Origin of the sequence: Stieleria neptunia, assembly GCF_007754155.1 — a bacterium.
Lineage (GTDB): Bacteria > Planctomycetota > Planctomycetia > Pirellulales > Pirellulaceae > Stieleria > Stieleria neptunia.
Genome location: NZ_CP037423.1, coordinates 6,487,407 through 6,504,209, shown reverse-complemented (window position 1 = coordinate 6,504,209; position 16,803 = coordinate 6,487,407). Strand labels below are relative to the sequence as shown.

At 59.2% G+C, this 16,803-nt stretch carries 15 protein-coding genes; 13 read left to right on the top strand and 2 right to left on the bottom strand.

The features are described from left to right. Window positions 1-510 precede the first annotated feature (510 nt). The 3 genes from amt (at window position 511) to Enr13x_RS22645 (ending at window position 6,239) form a co-directional block, all read left to right on the top strand. Window positions 511-4,275, top strand: coding sequence for an ammonium transporter (gene amt, locus Enr13x_RS22655; protein ID WP_145389149.1), 3,765 nt, complete (start codon window positions 511-513; stop codon window positions 4,273-4,275). Next, window positions 4,272-5,390 (top strand): response regulator, encoded by a 1,119-nt coding sequence (locus tag Enr13x_RS22650; RefSeq protein ID WP_145389148.1) that lies wholly within the window; start codon window positions 4,272-4,274, stop codon window positions 5,388-5,390. The genes amt and Enr13x_RS22650 overlap by 4 nt, the downstream gene beginning before the upstream one ends. Before the next feature lie 231 nt (window positions 5,391-5,621). Beyond that, a complete protein-coding gene (locus Enr13x_RS22645; RefSeq protein ID WP_145389147.1) occupies window positions 5,622-6,239 on the top strand; it encodes a class I SAM-dependent methyltransferase in 618 nt (205 codons plus the stop codon). 255 nt (window positions 6,240-6,494) lie between these two features. Here the strand turns inward: Enr13x_RS22645 and ispF are convergent, their stop codons facing one another. Next, window positions 6,495-6,998 carry a 2-C-methyl-D-erythritol 2,4-cyclodiphosphate synthase gene (gene ispF, locus Enr13x_RS22640; RefSeq protein WP_145389146.1) on the bottom strand — a complete coding sequence of 168 codons (504 nt, stop codon included), beginning with the start codon at window positions 6,996-6,998 and terminating at the stop codon, window positions 6,495-6,497. Window positions 6,999-7,181: 183 nt separating this feature from the next. Here ispF and Enr13x_RS22635 point away from each other — a divergent pair, with 183 nt between their 5' ends. From Enr13x_RS22635 to Enr13x_RS22590, 10 genes are all read left to right on the top strand, one after another. Beyond that, window positions 7,182-8,171, top strand: a complete 990-nt coding sequence (locus Enr13x_RS22635; RefSeq protein ID WP_145389145.1) for an ABC transporter ATP-binding protein — start codon at window positions 7,182-7,184, stop codon at window positions 8,169-8,171. Between the two features lie 68 nt (window positions 8,172-8,239). Continuing rightward, window positions 8,240-9,079 carry a polyphosphate kinase 2 family protein gene (locus Enr13x_RS22630; RefSeq protein WP_145389144.1) on the top strand — a complete coding sequence of 280 codons (840 nt, stop codon included), beginning with the start codon at window positions 8,240-8,242 and terminating at the stop codon, window positions 9,077-9,079. Continuing rightward, window positions 9,079-9,618 (top strand): PilZ domain-containing protein, encoded by a 540-nt coding sequence (locus Enr13x_RS22625; RefSeq protein ID WP_145389143.1) that lies wholly within the window; start codon window positions 9,079-9,081, stop codon window positions 9,616-9,618. Before Enr13x_RS22630 ends, Enr13x_RS22625 begins: the two co-directional genes overlap by 1 nt. A 14-nt stretch (window positions 9,619-9,632) precedes the next feature. Then, entirely contained in the window at window positions 9,633-10,292 is a 660-nt protein-coding gene (locus Enr13x_RS22620; RefSeq protein WP_145389142.1) for a zinc ribbon domain-containing protein, read from the top strand. 467 nt (window positions 10,293-10,759) lie between these two features. Beyond that, entirely contained in the window at window positions 10,760-11,107 is a 348-nt protein-coding gene (locus tag Enr13x_RS22615; protein ID WP_145389141.1) for a hypothetical protein, read from the top strand. Between the two features lie 55 nt (window positions 11,108-11,162). After that, the gene (locus Enr13x_RS22610; protein WP_145389140.1) at window positions 11,163-11,390 is read left to right on the top strand and encodes a hypothetical protein; all 228 of its coding nucleotides are present in this window, start codon (window positions 11,163-11,165) and stop codon (window positions 11,388-11,390) included. 2 nt (window positions 11,391-11,392) lie between these two features. After that, window positions 11,393-12,163, top strand: coding sequence for a sulfotransferase (locus Enr13x_RS22605; RefSeq protein ID WP_145389139.1), 771 nt, complete (start codon window positions 11,393-11,395; stop codon window positions 12,161-12,163). Then, complete coding sequence (locus tag Enr13x_RS22600; RefSeq protein WP_145389138.1) at window positions 12,160-12,822, top strand: class I SAM-dependent methyltransferase; 663 nt, start codon at window positions 12,160-12,162, stop codon at window positions 12,820-12,822. The genes Enr13x_RS22605 and Enr13x_RS22600 overlap by 4 nt, the downstream gene beginning before the upstream one ends. Before the next feature lie 32 nt (window positions 12,823-12,854). Further along, window positions 12,855-14,009 (top strand): DegT/DnrJ/EryC1/StrS family aminotransferase, encoded by a 1,155-nt coding sequence (locus Enr13x_RS22595; protein WP_145389137.1) that lies wholly within the window; start codon window positions 12,855-12,857, stop codon window positions 14,007-14,009. Window positions 14,010-14,013: 4 nt separating this feature from the next. Continuing rightward, a complete protein-coding gene (locus Enr13x_RS22590) occupies window positions 14,014-15,114 on the top strand; it encodes a glycosyltransferase family 4 protein (protein WP_145389136.1) in 1,101 nt (366 codons plus the stop codon). Window positions 15,115-15,145: 31 nt separating this feature from the next. Here the strand turns inward: Enr13x_RS22590 and Enr13x_RS22585 are convergent, their stop codons facing one another. Continuing rightward, complete coding sequence (locus tag Enr13x_RS22585; RefSeq protein ID WP_145389135.1) at window positions 15,146-16,678, bottom strand: Nramp family divalent metal transporter; 1,533 nt, start codon at window positions 16,676-16,678, stop codon at window positions 15,146-15,148. Window positions 16,679-16,803: the final 125 nt, after the last annotated feature.

Here is a 16,803-nt window from a genome sequence, read left to right as displayed (position 1 = left end):
AAGGCGATCGCTTTTCTGATGTACGATGGCCCTTCCGGGCCGTCGCCCGTGGGGCTCTGCGCGACGACCTAGAAAGGACGTCGTACACCCCTCCGCCAACCACCTCTCACCCAATCGGTCAGATCATTCAGATTTGTCACGTTTCGCGCTAGCCCCAAGCAGGACGGTCCCTGAAGGCTAGACACCAACGGTTGCTGCATCCCCTGTTACTTCGCCCAAGTCCAAGAGTCGCCGAAACACGCGTGTGGCGGCAAGCGGCTGCGATTTTTCATGCGGGTTTTCCTTCACGGTGAACGATCCGACCAATCGGCAGGCTCAGCCCGTTCGGTTTTATTTGTCAGGTGGAAGACCGCAATCGGCTGGGATTTTCATTCCGTGACCGTCTTACCGCTTAACGATAGCGTGACGCCTCAAGTGATCATTGCATGGTGGACTTGACGGCGACCGACGGAAGAGATCCGTCGGGACCAACAGGGGCAACGGTTTTGAACAAAGGGATCTGCACGAGGAATGAACGATCTGACATCCATTGATTTGTTGTGGGTCCTGCTCTGCACCGGCCAAGTGTTGTTGATGCAGGCCGGTTTCTGCTTGCTTGAAAGCGGAATGTCGCGGGCCAAGAACAGCATCAATGTCGCGATCAAGAACTTAATCGACATTTGTGTCTCGGCGATTGCGTATTGGGTCGTCGGTTTCGGATTGATGTATGGCGCGTCGCTGACGGGCTGGTTGGGTTCCTCGCATTTCTTGTTGGGCGCCGACGTCGGGTCGGGCTTGTTGGCATTCTTTCTGTTTCAAGTCGTCTTTTGCGGGACGGCGACGACGATCATCAGCGGTGCGGTGGCAGAGCGGATTCGTTTTCGCAGCTACGTGATCATCAGCGTTTTTGTCAGCGCGATCGTGTATCCGGTCTTTGGTCACTGGGCCTGGGGCGGGATCGTTGCGGGCAGCGGTTCGGGGTGGCTTGCGTCGCTGGGGTTCATCGATTTTGCCGGATCCACCGTGGTGCATTCGGTGGGGGCCTGGGTTTCGTTGGCGGCGGTTCTGATCGTCGGTCCCCGGTTGGGGCGGTTCGGCACGCATCCCCGAGCGATCCAGTCGAGCAATTTGCCGATGGTCGTGATCGGCATCGTGGTGCTTTGGTTCGGCTGGCTGGGCTTTAACGGCGGCAGCGGATTGGGGCTGACCGACGAGGTTCCGAAGATTTTGGTCAACACCATGATTTCGGCTGCGGCGGGTGGCATCACGTCCTTGGCGATCGTGATGTTTCGATTGGGCCGTCCGGACGTTGCGATGGTTGGCAACGGCGTGATCGCCGGGCTGGTCGCGGTCACCGCGGGGTGTCATCTGTTGAGCCCCTTTACCTCGCTGATCGTTGGCAGCATCGCCGCAGTGATTTGTCTGGCATCCACGTGGATGCTGCATCGGCTGGCGATCGACGACGTGATCGGCGCCATCCCGGCACATGGATTCGCCGGTGTCTGGGGCACGTTGGCGATCGCGTTGTTGACCGATCCGGCGGCGTGGGGCAACGGAAACGATTGGGCGGGCCAGCTGGCGGTGCAATCGTACGGCTGCGCCGCCGCGTTCGCATGGGCGTTCGGATTGAGCTTTGTCGTCTTGTATGCCATCAACGCGGTGTATCCGCTGCGGGTGCCGCGGCGACATGAATACATCGGGTTGAACATCGCGGAGCATCAAGCCAATTCTGAACTGCAAGATCTGTTGACACAGATGTCTCGGCACCGAAAGGGCCGCGAATTCAGTCACCGCGTCAAGATCGAACCGTTTACGGAAATCGGCCAAATCGCCGCGGCATACAATCGAGTGATTGCGGAGGTGGACCAGGAGTTCGCCGGCCGGCGAGAGGCCCAGCAACAATACGAAAGTATCTTCAACGGCGCCGTCGAGGGGATCTACCAGACGTATCCCGACGGATCGTTTCGCAGCGCCAACCCGGCGTTGGCAAAACTGTGCGGCTACGAATCCGCCGAACAGCTTTACGCGTCGGTTCGAAATGTTGCCGCCGAGGTCTACGCCGACGGCGAAACACGCGATCAGTTTCTGCGTGAAATCGCGCTGCACGATCGCGTCAGCGATTTCCGAGCCCGATTGCGACGCCGCGACGGATCGGAGATCTGGATCAGCGAAAACGCCCGTGCGGTTCGAGACGAAGAGGGAAGTGTCCGGTATTTCGAAGGCACCGTTGTTGACATCACCCAGCGGTTGTCGTCCGAGCAACTGCGTTTGCAAAAAGAACAGGCCGAGGCGGCCAACAACGCCAAGAGTGAGTTTCTGGCGGGGATGAGTCACGAAATGCGAACCCCGCTCAACGGCATCGTCTCGATGTTGGAATTGATGGACGAGGGTGAACTTTCGCGACAACAAGCCAAGTACTTGCAAATCGCCAGACGGTCGTCCACCACGTTGTTGGCGATCATCAACGACATTCTGGACCTTTCCAAGATCGAAGCCGGCCGATTGGAACTGGAATCGGTTCCGTTTTCACTGGTCGATCTGGTGGACGAAACCGTCGAAATGCTGTACCACCGAGCCAAGTCCAAGGGGCTGCATCTGTCAGCGCATTTCGAACACGGCGTTCCCGAAATCCTGCTCGGCGATCCGGTGCGGCTGCAACAAATCCTGATCAATCTGATCAGCAACGCGATCAAATTTACGCTGGTCGGCGGAGTCAATTTGCGGGTGCGGCTGGACCGATCCGAATCGACACCCGATGCCGCCGCGTCGGGCGGTGATCAATGGTTGCAGATCGAGGTCAGCGACACCGGCATCGGCATCCCGCTGGAGCGACAATCGAAGATCTTCGAAGCGTTCGCGCAAGCCGACGCGTCAACCACGCGGCGTTTCGGCGGCAGCGGATTGGGACTGAACATCTGCCAGCAGTTGGTGGTCGCGATGGGCGGTCGGATTCGGGTCCACAGCGAACTCGATGTCGGTTCCACGTTCTGCTGTGTGATCCCCGCGATGGAACCGGATGCGACGATCGAAGACGTGCCCAAAACCAATATCCTGGCGCAGCGAAGTCATTCGCGAATCGCAGGAAAGTCGGTGCTGTTGATCGCACCGGCCAACGGGGAAACCGATGTCATTCAGGACTATCTGGAACGTTGGGGCGCGAACTGTCTGGTGGCCAGTTCCGTCCCCTCGGCCCGGCAAACGCTCCGGGCGGTCCACGGATCCAACGACAACATCGACCTGTTAATGGTCGAAACGAGTTTGATCGGTTGGCCGGCCGATGAGACGTGGCCGGATGGTTTGGAGGCGATCAAACGACGCGTCCTGATCGGTGAATCGGACCGCGAGCACCCCGCCGAAGTGCTGCTCAGCCAGCCCGTCCGGCCGTCTGCGTTGTTGGAAGCGATCGAGACGTCGCTGAGTGATTTGCCGAAGTTGGGGCAACCCAATCGCAATCGCCGGGACGCGGGCGACGAATCCATCGGCAAGGGACGTCGGGTGCTGGTCGTCGACGACAATGAAATCAACACCACCGTGGCATCGGAACTGTTGGAGCGACTTGATTTTCGAGCCGACACCGTCGCATCGGCCGCGGCGGCCATCACGATGGCGAAAGACGCCAGCTATGACGTGATCCTGATGGATTGCGAGATGCCGGTGATGGATGGCTTTGATGCGACCCGCGAGCTGCGGCGATTGCATCAGGCCGGTGAACTCGATTTGCCGCCGGATCGTCCGCTGCGGATCATCGCGGTCACCGCCCAAGCGTTGGCGGGACAGGTCGAACGTTGTTTTCGCGCCGGAATGAACGCCCACCTCGCCAAGCCGATTTCGAAAACGGTGTTCGCGCGCACCCTCCGCGATGTGTTCGAAGCCGAACCGATCGACAACAACGCGGTCCTCGACACCCGGTCCAACGCGCCGGTCGGCCCGTTCAGCCATCTTGCGTCGGAAGCGGCATTGAATTGGCACGAAGTCGTTCAGCGTTGCGGCGACAGCGAAGCGACATCCTACGAAGTGATTCGCATGTTCAAACGGCAATTGCCGGAACAATTTGGCGGGTTGAGTGACGCCATTGGTGACGGAGATCTGCAACGGGCCGGCGCCAGTTCCCATCGACTCAAGGGCGTTGCGGCCACGATGTCGGCGGTCCCAATTGCCACGCTTGCCGGAGCGATCGAAACCGCCGTCCGAAACGGTGACCAGAAAGATTTGCCACAAACATTGAAACAACTGGAATCGGAAATCGAGCGCTGTCTCGATTGGATTGATCAAAAACTGGCCGAGGTTGAACCATGAATGACCGCATTTTGATTGTCGATGACGATCCCATCATTCGACAAATGATCTCGTCGACGTTGCGACAAGGCGGTTTTGAGGTCGTCACCGCCGAAGACGGGCGCGGGGCGCTCGAGCGGCTCAAAGAAGGCAATACCCGTTTGGTGATCAGCGATTGGCAGATGCCGGAAATGAACGGCATCGACCTCTGTTGCCAGATTCGAAACGGTGATTTCGGCGGCTACGTCTATTTGATTCTGTTGACCACGATGGATTCGGTTGCCCAACGCGTCGAAGGGCTGGTTTCTGGCGCCGATGATTTCGTCAGCAAGCCGTTTCATCCCAGCGAGTTGATCGCCCGCGTCAACGTCGGCAAACGCGTGCTGCAATTGGAGACCCGCGAGGCGTTGATTTTTTCGCTGGCAAAGCTGGCCGAAAGTCGTGACCCGGAAACCGGACATCACATCGAACGCGTTCAATGCTACTCGCGTTGTCTGGCCGAACAGTTGGTACACAACCCCAAGTTCGCCGAGACGATCACACCCCAGTACATTCAACTGATCTATCAAACCAGCCCCCTGCACGACATCGGGAAAGTCGGCGTGCCCGATGCCGTGCTGTTGAAACCGGGCAAATTGACCGACGAAGAATTCCTGGCCATCAAGGCACATCCCCGGATCGGCGCCGAGACCTTGCAAGGGGCGATTCAACGGAGCCCCGAAGCATCGTTTTTGAAGATGGCGTATGACATCGCGCTTTCGCACCACGAAAAATATGACGGTAGCGGTTACCCCGAAGGCCTGGTTGGAGATGCCATTCCGCTGTCGGCGCGGATCGTGGCGCTGGCGGATGTGTACGACGCGTTGACGACGAACCGAGTCTACAAAGACGCCTATTCGCACGAAAGATCTGAATCGATCATCGTCCAAGGTCGCGGCAGCCACTTTGATCCCGATGTCGTCGATGCCTTTCTGGAAATCGAAACCACCTTCATGGCGATTCGCCGACAATTCGACGACAGTCGCGACGTCGACACGCTGCAGCCGATCAGTGCGGCCCCGATCAGTGCGGACGGGATCAGTGCGGACGGGATCAGTGCGGCCCCGATCAGTGCGGACGGGATGTCGGTCGGTTGAGCGGTTGGGCGTCGTGGGAACCACTCGAGGGTGCCAACCGGGCCAACGGTGTCACACGCCCGCGGCGTGCGACATCAAAGCTTGGGGGCGCGTTAGCGCACCCCAAGCATCGGTCACCATCAGGCCGCCAACCCCAACGGGGTGGAACAAGTCTCTCGACCTCCATGATTTCATCAGCCATCGGTGTGAGCACGGGGACCCCGTTGCGTCTTCTCGCGTTATAGTACCGCGATGCTGCACCCGATTGAGCTACCGTCCCAGATCGACACGCGACCGATTCCGCCTGCGGTCGCCGCAAAACTGTCGTCGATGCGTGCGCGGATCGAGGCGTTTCAAGATTGCTGGGACCAGCATCGGGCCGAGCAGTTCGTCGCCGCGGACTACGAATTGGTCTACCAGACGCTCGACTGGGTTCGCCAACAGCAACCCCTGATCGGAAGCCGGTTTCTGGAGTGGGGCTGTGGTTTTGCCGCCGTCGCCTGTCTGGCCGATGAGCTGGGGTGGAATGCACACGCGATCGAGGCCCATGTGGACTTGATTGTGCAAGCGCGGAAGACGATCGCGAGTTGGCCGGCGAAAGTTGATTTGTTGGAAGGCAATTTTTTGCCGCCCGGTGCGGCGGGACTTGCCTTCGATCCGACGTTGCCGTCATTGGGGCATGCCGGTGAATCGGCGTATGAAGCGTGGGGCTTGGACTTGGATGACTTTGCGCTGGTCTATTCGTATCCTTGGCCGGGCGAAGACGAATTCCACGAAGATGTCTTTGATCGCTACGCCGCGATCGGCGCGATGTTGTTGATGTTCATCGGGCCCAACGAGATGCGGTTGTTGCGCAAGGTCCGCGATTGACGATCCGCGCGGGCTTGCGTTCAATACCGCGCCGTAAAGACAAGCGGAGGTGCCGCCGGGACGCTGGCGGGCTGTCGTTTTTGTGAGCCGCGCGCGCCGTGTAAGCGGCCGGGCACTGCGACGCTGCCCGAGGCCTTACGGCCAGCGGCTCACCATTGACTCAGCAGATCCCGACTCAATCGACAGCCCGCTGGCGCGATCCGGCTGATATCCAACCGTGATCAGCCGATTAGCGCCAGCCTACGGGCCCCCACCTCAGCGACCGGCCAACAACACGACGACGCGGGTGGCGATCGACTGCCCCGTGCCGATTTCGCCGACGCCTTCCCCGGTCTTGGCCTTGATACTGACCCGATCGACGTCGATGCCCAACATGTCCGCGACATGCCCCCGCATGGCGTCGATGTGAGGCGCCATTTTGGGACGCTCGGCCAGAATCACGCAGTCCAGGTTGACGATTCCCAGTCCCCGCTGGTGAACTTGGTCGAGCGCTGCTTGGACGAAGTCGCGGCTGTCGCGATCCGCGTTTTCGTCACGGGTGTCGGGGAACAGGCGTCCGATGTCCGCGGCGCAGATCGCGCCGAGCAACGCATCGGTGATCGAATGCAGTAGCACGTCGGCATCGCTGTGACCGATCGCGTGCAGATCCGCCGGCACGTCGATGCCGCCGATCCGCAGCGGGCCCCCGGCACCCAAGCGATGCGAGTCGTAACCCAGGCCGATGCGGAGGTTTGGCACGTTGGCGGTCGTCGAAGGCATGGTGGTGTGTGGTTGGGGCGGGGAAAAGTGGGATAGGCTTCCAGCCTGTCAATGCGGAGATGACAGGCTGGAAGCCTATCCCACGGGGATGATTTCGCGTGCTCCAAGGCTGGCTCGTGGCAAACGGATCTCGCCACTACAATACCGCCGCTTGTCCTCTTTCTCCAGCGTCACCCGAGTGCCATGTCGATCATCGAAGTCCGAGACCTGACGAAGTCCTATCGCGTTTATCGCAAGGGAGAAGGTCTGAGGGAGAGTCTCAAGGGGCTCTTTCACCGCGAATACCAGGAGGTCCATGCGGTCCGCGGCATCGATTTGGACGTCCAGGCGGGGGAGTTCGTGGCGTTTTTGGGGCCCAACGGAGCCGGCAAAACGACGACGCTAAAATTGTTGTCCGGCGTGATCGACCCGACCAGCGGCAATGCGACGGTGATGGGCTATGTGCCGTGGCAACGAAAAAACGCCTATCGCCGCCGATTCGCACTGGTGATGGGGCAGAAGAACCAGCTCTGGTGGGATCTGCCGGCGCAGGAGTCCTATCGGCTGCAGCAACAGATCTACGGCGTCCCGGAAGATCAGTTCCGCAGCACGATGGATGAGCTGACGGATCTGCTGGAGGTCGGTTCGTTGCTGAGCCAGCCGGTGCGGGAGCTTTCGCTGGGCGAACGGATGAAGATGGAATTGATCGCGGCCTTGTTGCACAGCCCTGATGTGCTGTTTTTGGACGAACCGACGATCGGGCTGGATGTCATCGCCCAGCACAATATCCAACAATTCCTGCGTTACTACCAAGAAAAACGTAAAATCACGATCCTGCTGACCAGCCACTACATGAAGGACGTCGCCGCGTTGTGCAAGCGTGTGGTGGTGATCGCCCGCGGCAGAATCGAGTACGACGGTTCGCTGTCGGGCATCGTGGACAAGTTTTCCGGCTACAAAATCATCACGCTTCAATTTGCCGAGGAGCACCATCCGGATCTGCGGGCGTTCGGGGAGGTGTTGTCTCAGACGTGGCCGAAAGTGCGGCTGAAGGTCGCGCGGGCGGAGGTCCCACGGGTGTTATCACGCTGTCTGGCCGATCACCCGATCGAAGACGTGGCCGTGGAAGATCCGCCGTTGGAAGACGTGATCGCGGGACTCTTTCGCGAGACGAGCGAGAAGCGTGCCAGCTAGAATGATTGAACGGAATCGTCAAAAAGCGTATTTTTTCCCAATGCTCCTCCAGACACGGCGATCGCTTCATGGATTTTGAGAAAGAATTTCGCGTCAAACCATCCGAGTCGGTTTCGCTGAAAAAACGCGAAACGAAAACCAAAGGCCCCTTTGATGGGAAGGCGGATGCGGTCGCCGCGACGGAAGACACGATCGCCACGATCCAGGATCTGCAGTACCGCATGTATGTCGAGGCCAAGCAGTCGTTGTTGATTGTGCTGCAGGCCCCCGATGCCGCCGGCAAGGATGGTGTGATCCGCAAGGTGTTGGGCAAGATGAATCCGCAGGGCTGCCGAACGCACCCCTTCAAAGCCCCCAGCCGCGTGGAACTCGCCCACGATTTTTTGTGGCGGATCCACCGCTGCACCCCGGCACGCGGCAAGGTTGCGATTTTTAACCGATCGCATTACGAAGACGTGCTCGCGGTCCGAGTCCAAAACCTGGTCCCCGAATCCGTTTGGCGGCCGCGTTACGAAATCATCAACGACTTCGAACGCAATTTGGTCGCCAACGGCACACGAATCCTCAAGTTTTATCTTCACATCAGCCCCGAAGAACAGCTAGAACGCTTTCGAAAGCGTTTGGAAAACCCCGCCAAACACTGGAAACTGAATCCCGGCGATTATGAAGCCCGCAATCAATGGGACGAAGTCCGTCGGGCGTATGAAGACGCATTTGAACATTGCAGCACCAAGGATGCCCCTTGGTATGTGATCCCCGCGGACCACAAGTGGTTTCGCGACGCCGCCATCTCCTCCATCGTCGCCAAGACGCTCAGTGAGATGGATCCACAATTTCCCCCCGTCGAAGTCGACTTGGACGAGATTCGACGTTTGTACGACTTAGCAAAGGACGCCCAGAAAATCTGATGGCAGAAATCACCCTACGCGACATTGAGATTTTCTATGACGGCGAAACGTTGAAGATCTCCAGCAGCGAAGATCCCGAAAAATCCGTCTCCTTCGATCCCAAGTCGGTCAAGGGGCTCGTTGATTTCGTGCACCTGCTCTCACCGCCCGAAGAAACCGAAACCCAGACGCAAGAAGAAAACCGCAGGGAGTCGTTCCGGGTTCCCGTCATCGAAGACAGCGGGCTGCGCGTCACCCTGATCTCCGGTAAAGAACGCTGTGAGTCCAAGCCGACCAACATCAGCATGACCGGTGTGTTTGTGGAAGTCCCCAAGGACCGCACGATCCCGCTGGACATCAACGACGAACTTCGCGCCCGGCTGACGATGAACAAAACGGAGATCGAACTCGAAGCGATCGTGCGTCGCATCGAACCGAAAGGATTCGGTTTGTTCTTTCCAGAAGCATTCAAAGGTGAACACGTCGATCCGCCGCCAACGGTTCGGCGAATCGTGATGGATCTTCAACGTCGCTGGATGATGCATCGCAAAGATCTCTAACCGAGGAACCGTCGATGTCGATCAAAAGTGTCCGCTGCCCACGATGCAACGCGTCGATGAATGTCCCCGCATCGATGGCGTCGACGCGATGCCCGTCGTGCGGCGAAACGTTCGCGATCTCCACTGCCGGGGCTGCCGCCGGGGCCACATCCGGGGCCGCCGCCGGGACGGGGCAGCCCAAGAGCCGACGCGGCGGCGATTCCAAATCCGCCGGCTTCGACGAAGACGACGACGGCCGTTCGGAGGACAGGATCGGACAGTGGCTGGTCGTCGGCGGCGTCGCCGGTCTGGCCGTCGTCGGGCTGATTCTGCTGGTCGTGTTTTCCGGCGGGGCGGAGGAAGAGCCCGAAAAACCCAAGCTGCCGGTCCGCACCCAAGCCACCGTCGTCGAAAACCTGAACCTGGACGACACCCCCGCCGACACCGAGTATCGTGAAGTCAATCTGCCCGAATCGACGCGACAGCAGATCTATCGCGACTACAGCCAGATGATCGCGTCCTCGTTCGGCAAAGCCAAGAAGATTCCCAGCGGGGGAGCCGCCGGACAGGCGCTCAACAAAACGCTCGGTTCGGTCGTCGATCGCGAAGTCACGCACATGGCGTTGGTTCACGGGATCAGCGAAGAAGACATCGCGCAAATCTATGCCGAGGGGCAAGCGAAAGGCTGGAAATGAGACACCCGCGCGCCGTCATTTCGATGTGACGGTCACCCTCTGGTGAGCGACGTGCGGTGTTTGGCAACACAGGTGCCTTTCGGCAGGTGTGAATCCCAAGCGCCAGAATGGTCCGTCCCTCGCAAAATGTCAGGCATGACGCCTGTAGGGCAACGCTGTGAAGCATTCTTAGCGGTCGGGCGCGAGCCCTCCGGTGTGTTGGCAGAGATGAAGAACCGGAGGGCTCGCGCCCTGCCGCTAAAACCTCAAGAAACACATGGGAAAATGCTTCACGGCGTTACCTGTAGGGGGGCAATCCGGTAGCCTTGAACGCCCGGCGGACCGATAGCCGAATTCGTCTGAATCGGCGATACTTTTGGTCCGGCGTGTGCAGGTGGATTCATCAATTCGGGTGCTGCCCGTGACCGAAGGGTTCGCCGCGGGCATCCAGCCACGTCACTCCCCATTCTCAAGGACTTGCGTTCGTCATGAACAAACTACTACTCGCCGCCGCGGTATGCGTCGGCTCCCTGGCCGTTTCCGAATCGACCAGCCAGGCAGGGGACTGTTATTACCGCCGCTCGGTCGCCCGCCCGGTGGTCCGTTCGGGCTACGCATATCGGGCTCCGGTCGCCGTGCCACGCGTTTACTCCGGCGTCTCTCGCGCTCCGGCGTACCGCTACGTGTCTCCCGGCTACCGTCCCTATTCGTCGTATCGACCGGGCTATGGTTACCGGCCGGGTTATGGCGGTTACATTGGGCCGAGCGTCCGCTTTGGCGGTTATCCGGGTTACGGCTACGGCCGCAGCGGGATCTCGATCGGAATCGGGTTCTAAGCGTCTTGCGATCCGCCCGCCGCTGAAGTTCTATTGATGGCACGGGGGTCGATGGATGAATCGACCCCGAGTCACCCTTTCGCCCTACGGTTTGAAAAGCAGGATCTTCGTGGACAAGAAGCAAAAGAAACGACTGGACGTTATCAACAAAAAACTGACCAGTTTGCGGCAACAATTGGCCGGTTCGCGGCAGCAGGCTGATGACTTGGATGAATTGAAGGATTTGGAAACCGAGATCGCCAAGCTGGAAGCCGAAGCGGCCGAGATCAAGGCAGCGAAGTAGGCGTGGCTGGCGCGAGAAAACCGATCCCGACCCAATTCCAAGGCGAATCGCCGGATCCGGTGTTGGTGATGGGGATGCACAATTCCGGCAGCACGGCATTGTCACGCTGCCTTCACGCTTGCGGGTTGTTCATGGTCAACAATGCCACGCAGTGTGAATCTCACTTCTTTTCCAATTACATCAACGACGAACTGCTGATGGGCGGCGGTTCCAACTGGGCCAACTATCCGATCCTGTCGGTCGAAGAGGTGATGAGCTATCGGGCGACCGTCGGCAACTTCATGCTCGAGCAATGGCGCATCGATCTGATGCAATGGGGTTATGACGGCACATCGCCGTGGGGAATCAAAGACGCCCGGACCTGTGTGTTGTTGCCGCTGTACCTGGACGTGTTCCCGGACTGCAAGATTCTGTTCATCCGACGGGATCCTGATGACATCGCGGCATCGTTGTCGCACCGTGAAAAACCCGGTGTCGGTGTCTACAAGGACCCGGAGCACTGGAAGAAGCTGACCATGGCCCATTTCGAGCGTGTGGAAACGTTCGGACGTGCCCATCGTTGGTATCATGAAGTCGGTTATGAAGAGCTGTGTCTTGAACCGGTGGCCGTGGGGCGTCGCATCCACGACTACCTGGAACTTCCCTACACCAAAGAGCACGAGCAGGTGTATCGGCGCACGATGCACCGTGACCGTCTGGGCACCAAAGCCTGGACGGCGTTCAAGTGGCGCGTGATGGCGATCAAAAAAGGCTTGCAGGTGATGCTGGAATGAGCGTGCGTCTGATCAAGCAAGCCGCGGTGCTGGCAGCCCGAATCGGTCGTCGCAGCCGCTATGAAATCGCCAAACGAATCATGCCCAGCACTGCGGTGCTGGGGCCCAAGGTCGTTCCACGTGTTTCGGGCCCCCTGCTGGAAAAGCGGGAGATCAAGTTGAACCTGGGCTGCGGGCCGATGCACCTGGACGGTTACATCAACATCGATGCCGACCCGGCCGCGTGCGCGGATTTCTACATGGACTTTGGGGAACTGGAGCAGGCGTTTGCCGCGGCCAGCGCTCGAGAAATCCTGATGATCCACTCGCTCAGCTATCTCAATTTGTGGCAGGCGCGAAACTTTTTTCGCGCCGCCCACAGACTGTTGATGCCCGGCGGAACACTGGTGATCGAATTGCCTGCGATTGAAAAGTGTGCGAAACATCTGCTGGAATCCGAAGGTGATCTGCCAGCCTATCTGGAGGGGGTCCGGGGAGTATTTGCGTTTGATTTGAGCGAGATCACGAACCAAATTGCGTTCACTCCGTACTCGTTTGGTTGGTCGGCGTGGCACCTGCAGCAAGAACTTCGCGATGCATCTTTTTCGCAGATCGTTGTGACCGAGCCGAAATTCCACGAACAGCCATGGCGTGACATTCGCGTGGAAGCGACCAAATAGCAGCAGCAGATTCCAACGTTCGGACACCCGTTATGCCAAAGTTCGTCGATACGCGAGACGAGTCGATTTTGCCGGTCGACGGAAAGAACATCGTTTTGTTTCATCCCCATGTGCCCGAGTCCGCGATCGAAGGCGTCGCCGACACCCTGCGGACACGTTGGATCGGGCAAGGCCCGAAAGTGGAACGTTTCGAAGAAGCGTTTCGGCTGGCGCTGGGATCGGGCCACCATCCGGTCGCCGTCGGGTCGTGCACCGACGCGATCCACCTGGCCTACGTGCTCTGCAACCTGAAACCGGGCGACGAGGTCATCGTCCCCGTCTTCACTTGCACCGCAACGAATATCCCGTTGCTCTATCATGGGATTCGAATCCGATTCGCCGATGCGCAATTGGGCACGATGAACATCGACCCCCAACACGTGCGATCGCTGATCACCGATCGGACTCGGGCGATCGTTTGTGTCCATTACGGCGGTTTGCCCTGTGACATGGACGAATTGCAGGCGATCGCAACCGATGCGGGCGTGCCGTTGATCGAAGACGCCGCGCAAGCCGTCGGTGCGAGCTACAAGGGCGTGCCGGTCGGTGCGATGTCCGACTTCACCGCATTTTCCTTCCAAGCGATCAAGCACATCACGACCGGCGATGGGGGCATGTTGATGATCCGCGATCCGCAGCTGGTCGCCAAAACCAAACGCATTCGCTGGTTCGGGATTGATCGCGAAGCCAAACAGGGAGGGACGTGGCAGAACGACATCAGCGAAATCGGTTACAAGTATCAAATGACCGATATCGGTGCGGCGATGGGCTTGGCGGCGCTCGAAACGCTTGACGACGTGCTCGCCCTTCGCCAGTCGATTCTGGCTCGCTACATCGGACGACTCGAGGGGATCGACGGCATCGAAGTCGTCGGCGCAGAATTCAAAGATCGTGTGCATGCCGCTTGGCTGTGCACGGTGTTGGTCGATCGACGGAAAGACCTGGAGCGAAAGCTCCGGGACGCTTCAATTGAATCCGGACAGGTTCATTTTCGCAACGACCGCTACAGCGTGTTCGCCAATTTCCGAGAGGGCGAACTCCCCAATATGAACGCCCTGGAAGAACGCTATTTGGTCTTGCCCCTGCACACCCACATGTCCCTGGCCGATGCAGACCGGGTGTGTGATGTGATTCAATCGGGTTGGTAAAGCGTTGAAGAAAGTACTGCTCGTTTACGAATCACTGGAAACACCGAGCACCACGGTTCGGGCGTTGCAGTTCCGTGAGTGTTTCCAGCGCGACACGGAATTGGAGGCCACGTTCATCGGCCGGACCAGTGAGCCGATGAATGCGGTGATGAAACGTTGGCCGTGGCGTCCGAGTCTGCGGCGGCCGGCGATTGCAGCCGAATCGGCAATCATCCGCCGACGTGAATCGCAGATCGTGGACATCGCACGCCAATGCGACGTCGTGATGATGATGACGGTCCCCTCGTGGTCGCTGCATCAGCGTTTGGCGGATCTGCCCCGGACACGCCTGATCACCGACCTGATCGACGCGCTCTGGCTGCCCTGTTTTCAAGCCCAGGGATGGCAACACATCCACGAAATGCTTGCGACCTCCGACGCGGTGATCTGCGAAAACGAATACACCGCGCAATACACACGCAAACACTGCCCCAACGTCGTCGTCGTTCCCGATGGGCCGCAGTTGGACGTGTTCGATCCGTTGCGCGCGTCGATCCAACGCGATCAACGCCAATGCCGCATCGGCTGGATCGGAGGCAAGTACACCGCCGATGCCCTGTACCGAATCTTTGAACCGCTGGAGGAGTGTTTTTCGCGACACCCCGATGTCCATTTGCGATTGGTCGGCGCGGATCCCGATCGGATTCCCCGTTTCGAAAACGTGCGTTACAGCGTGCTGCCGTCGTACGACCAACAAACGATGGTCAAGGAAGTGCTCGCGATGGACATCGGCATTTTCCCCATGTTCAACGTTGCGGAATCACTGTATCGGGGAACCCTCAAGACCAAGGTGTACATGTCTGGCGAAGCCGCCGTGATCGGCCAGCGCCTGGGGGAAAATGAAACGTTGATCCGAGACGGCGACAACGGTGTGTTGGCCGGAAACGACCAACAATGGTCCGACGCGCTGAGTCGATTGATTCAAGACGTGCCGTTCCGCCGGCGGATCGCCCGCGCCGGATTGGAAACGATGGAACGTGAATTCACTCGCGATCACTGCTACCGGCGACTTCGCGACGTGATCCTGAAGGTGGAATCGATGTCCGGCCCGGGATCGGAATCTTGACAGGCTGGCACGCCACCGCCACCACGGGTCGCTACGACAAAACGGCAAACACCGTCCAGCCGCCGGTGACCAGCATCGCCGCGGCGGACAGCCACAGGAACACGTCCCAAATCTTGTTCGGTTCTAAACCGTCCACCGATCGTTTGTAACGGAAAAACAGTGCCGCCCCCGCCAGCATCGGCAACATGATGCCCTGCGCGATCCCGCTGATCAAAACCAGTTGCGCCGGTGCGGGAAAGGCGATGAAGATGACCACGCACAGGACCGGGAACACGCCGCTGAGGATCCGGATCCATCGGTCTCGCGTTTGTTCGTCGTGGGCGATCAAGCCGATCACGCGGAGCGCGTCGGAAAACGTTCTGGCGTGGGACGCGTTGGCGACAAAGAACGTGGAATACAGCACCGCCAGGGCACCGAACAAAAACACCGTGGCGGCCCATTCCGAGAAAACCGGTTGAAACATCACCGCCAAGGTCCGCACCATGTCGCCTTTCTCGGGGTTCAACCCGATGCGATGCAGGACCGAAGCGCCCAGCAGGAAGAACGCGACGGTGGCGAAGGTGTAGATCAGCATCGCCCCCCAAGCATCGACATGCATCACCCGCATCCATCCGGCCGCACGCTGTTTCCACGCCTGGCTGCCATCGTTCTTGCCGGTGAATTTCCCGTACCCTTTTTCCAGGCACCAGTACGGGTACGTGATCAGTTCGGCGGCGCCGACGCCGATGATCCCGAACGTCGCCAGCGCGGTGCGAATCGGGCTGATCCCCGCCGTCTTCTCCGGAAACGAAAACATCAATCCGGAAAGAAACTCTTTGGCGCTGAAGGCGAATTCGGCTTCGCTTTGCAGCCAGTAAACGTTGACAACGACCAACAGCGTGAACGACGCCACCAGCGCGGTGGAGAAGGATTGAATCAGGTTGTAACGCCCCACGACCAGGATCACGCTGGTGATCAACGAGATGAGGATGGCCCAGATCGCCGTGTCATGGGGATGCAGGTGTTCGTCCGCGGTCGCCGGAGGATAGGTGGCGTCGTAGCTGGCCCAGGTATTCGGCGTCGACACCTCGAACTCCGATTCACCACGGTCATGCGCCGCTCGAAACGCGTCAAAACGGGCCAATTGTTCCGCATCGGCGGCCTCGTTGTACGCGACGCCTTGACCCGTCAGCGGGGCGCTGATCGACAGCGCCTGGCCGACCCCGCCGACGATGCCGCCCAATTGTGAAATGCTGGCCAACCACATGATCAACCAGTACCAGACCAACCAATTCCCACGCCCCTTGATCCGCGGCCCCGGCACTTCGTCGAGCGCCACCAGGGTGGTCTTGCCGCTGATCAGCGCGTAGCGACCGAATTCGATTTGCGCAAACACCTTGATCACGCAGCCGATCACGATCAGCCACAACAGACTGAATCCCGCTTCGGCCCCCGTCTTGGTCGTGGCGATCAATTCGCCGCTGCCGACAATCGACCCCGCCACGATCAGCCCCGGCCCTACCGCCAATAAGATCCGCCCAAACGAGGTCGGAGGGGAAATGATTTCACTTTGGTCTTTGATCATGGCGGAGAGTTTAGCAAAGCCGGAGCCGAGCGGGGGCGGCGGGTTTCGGGTTCCAGGTTTCGGGTTCCAGGTTTCGGGTTCCAGGTTTCGGGTTCCAAGTTCCAAGTTCCAAGTTCCAAGTTCCA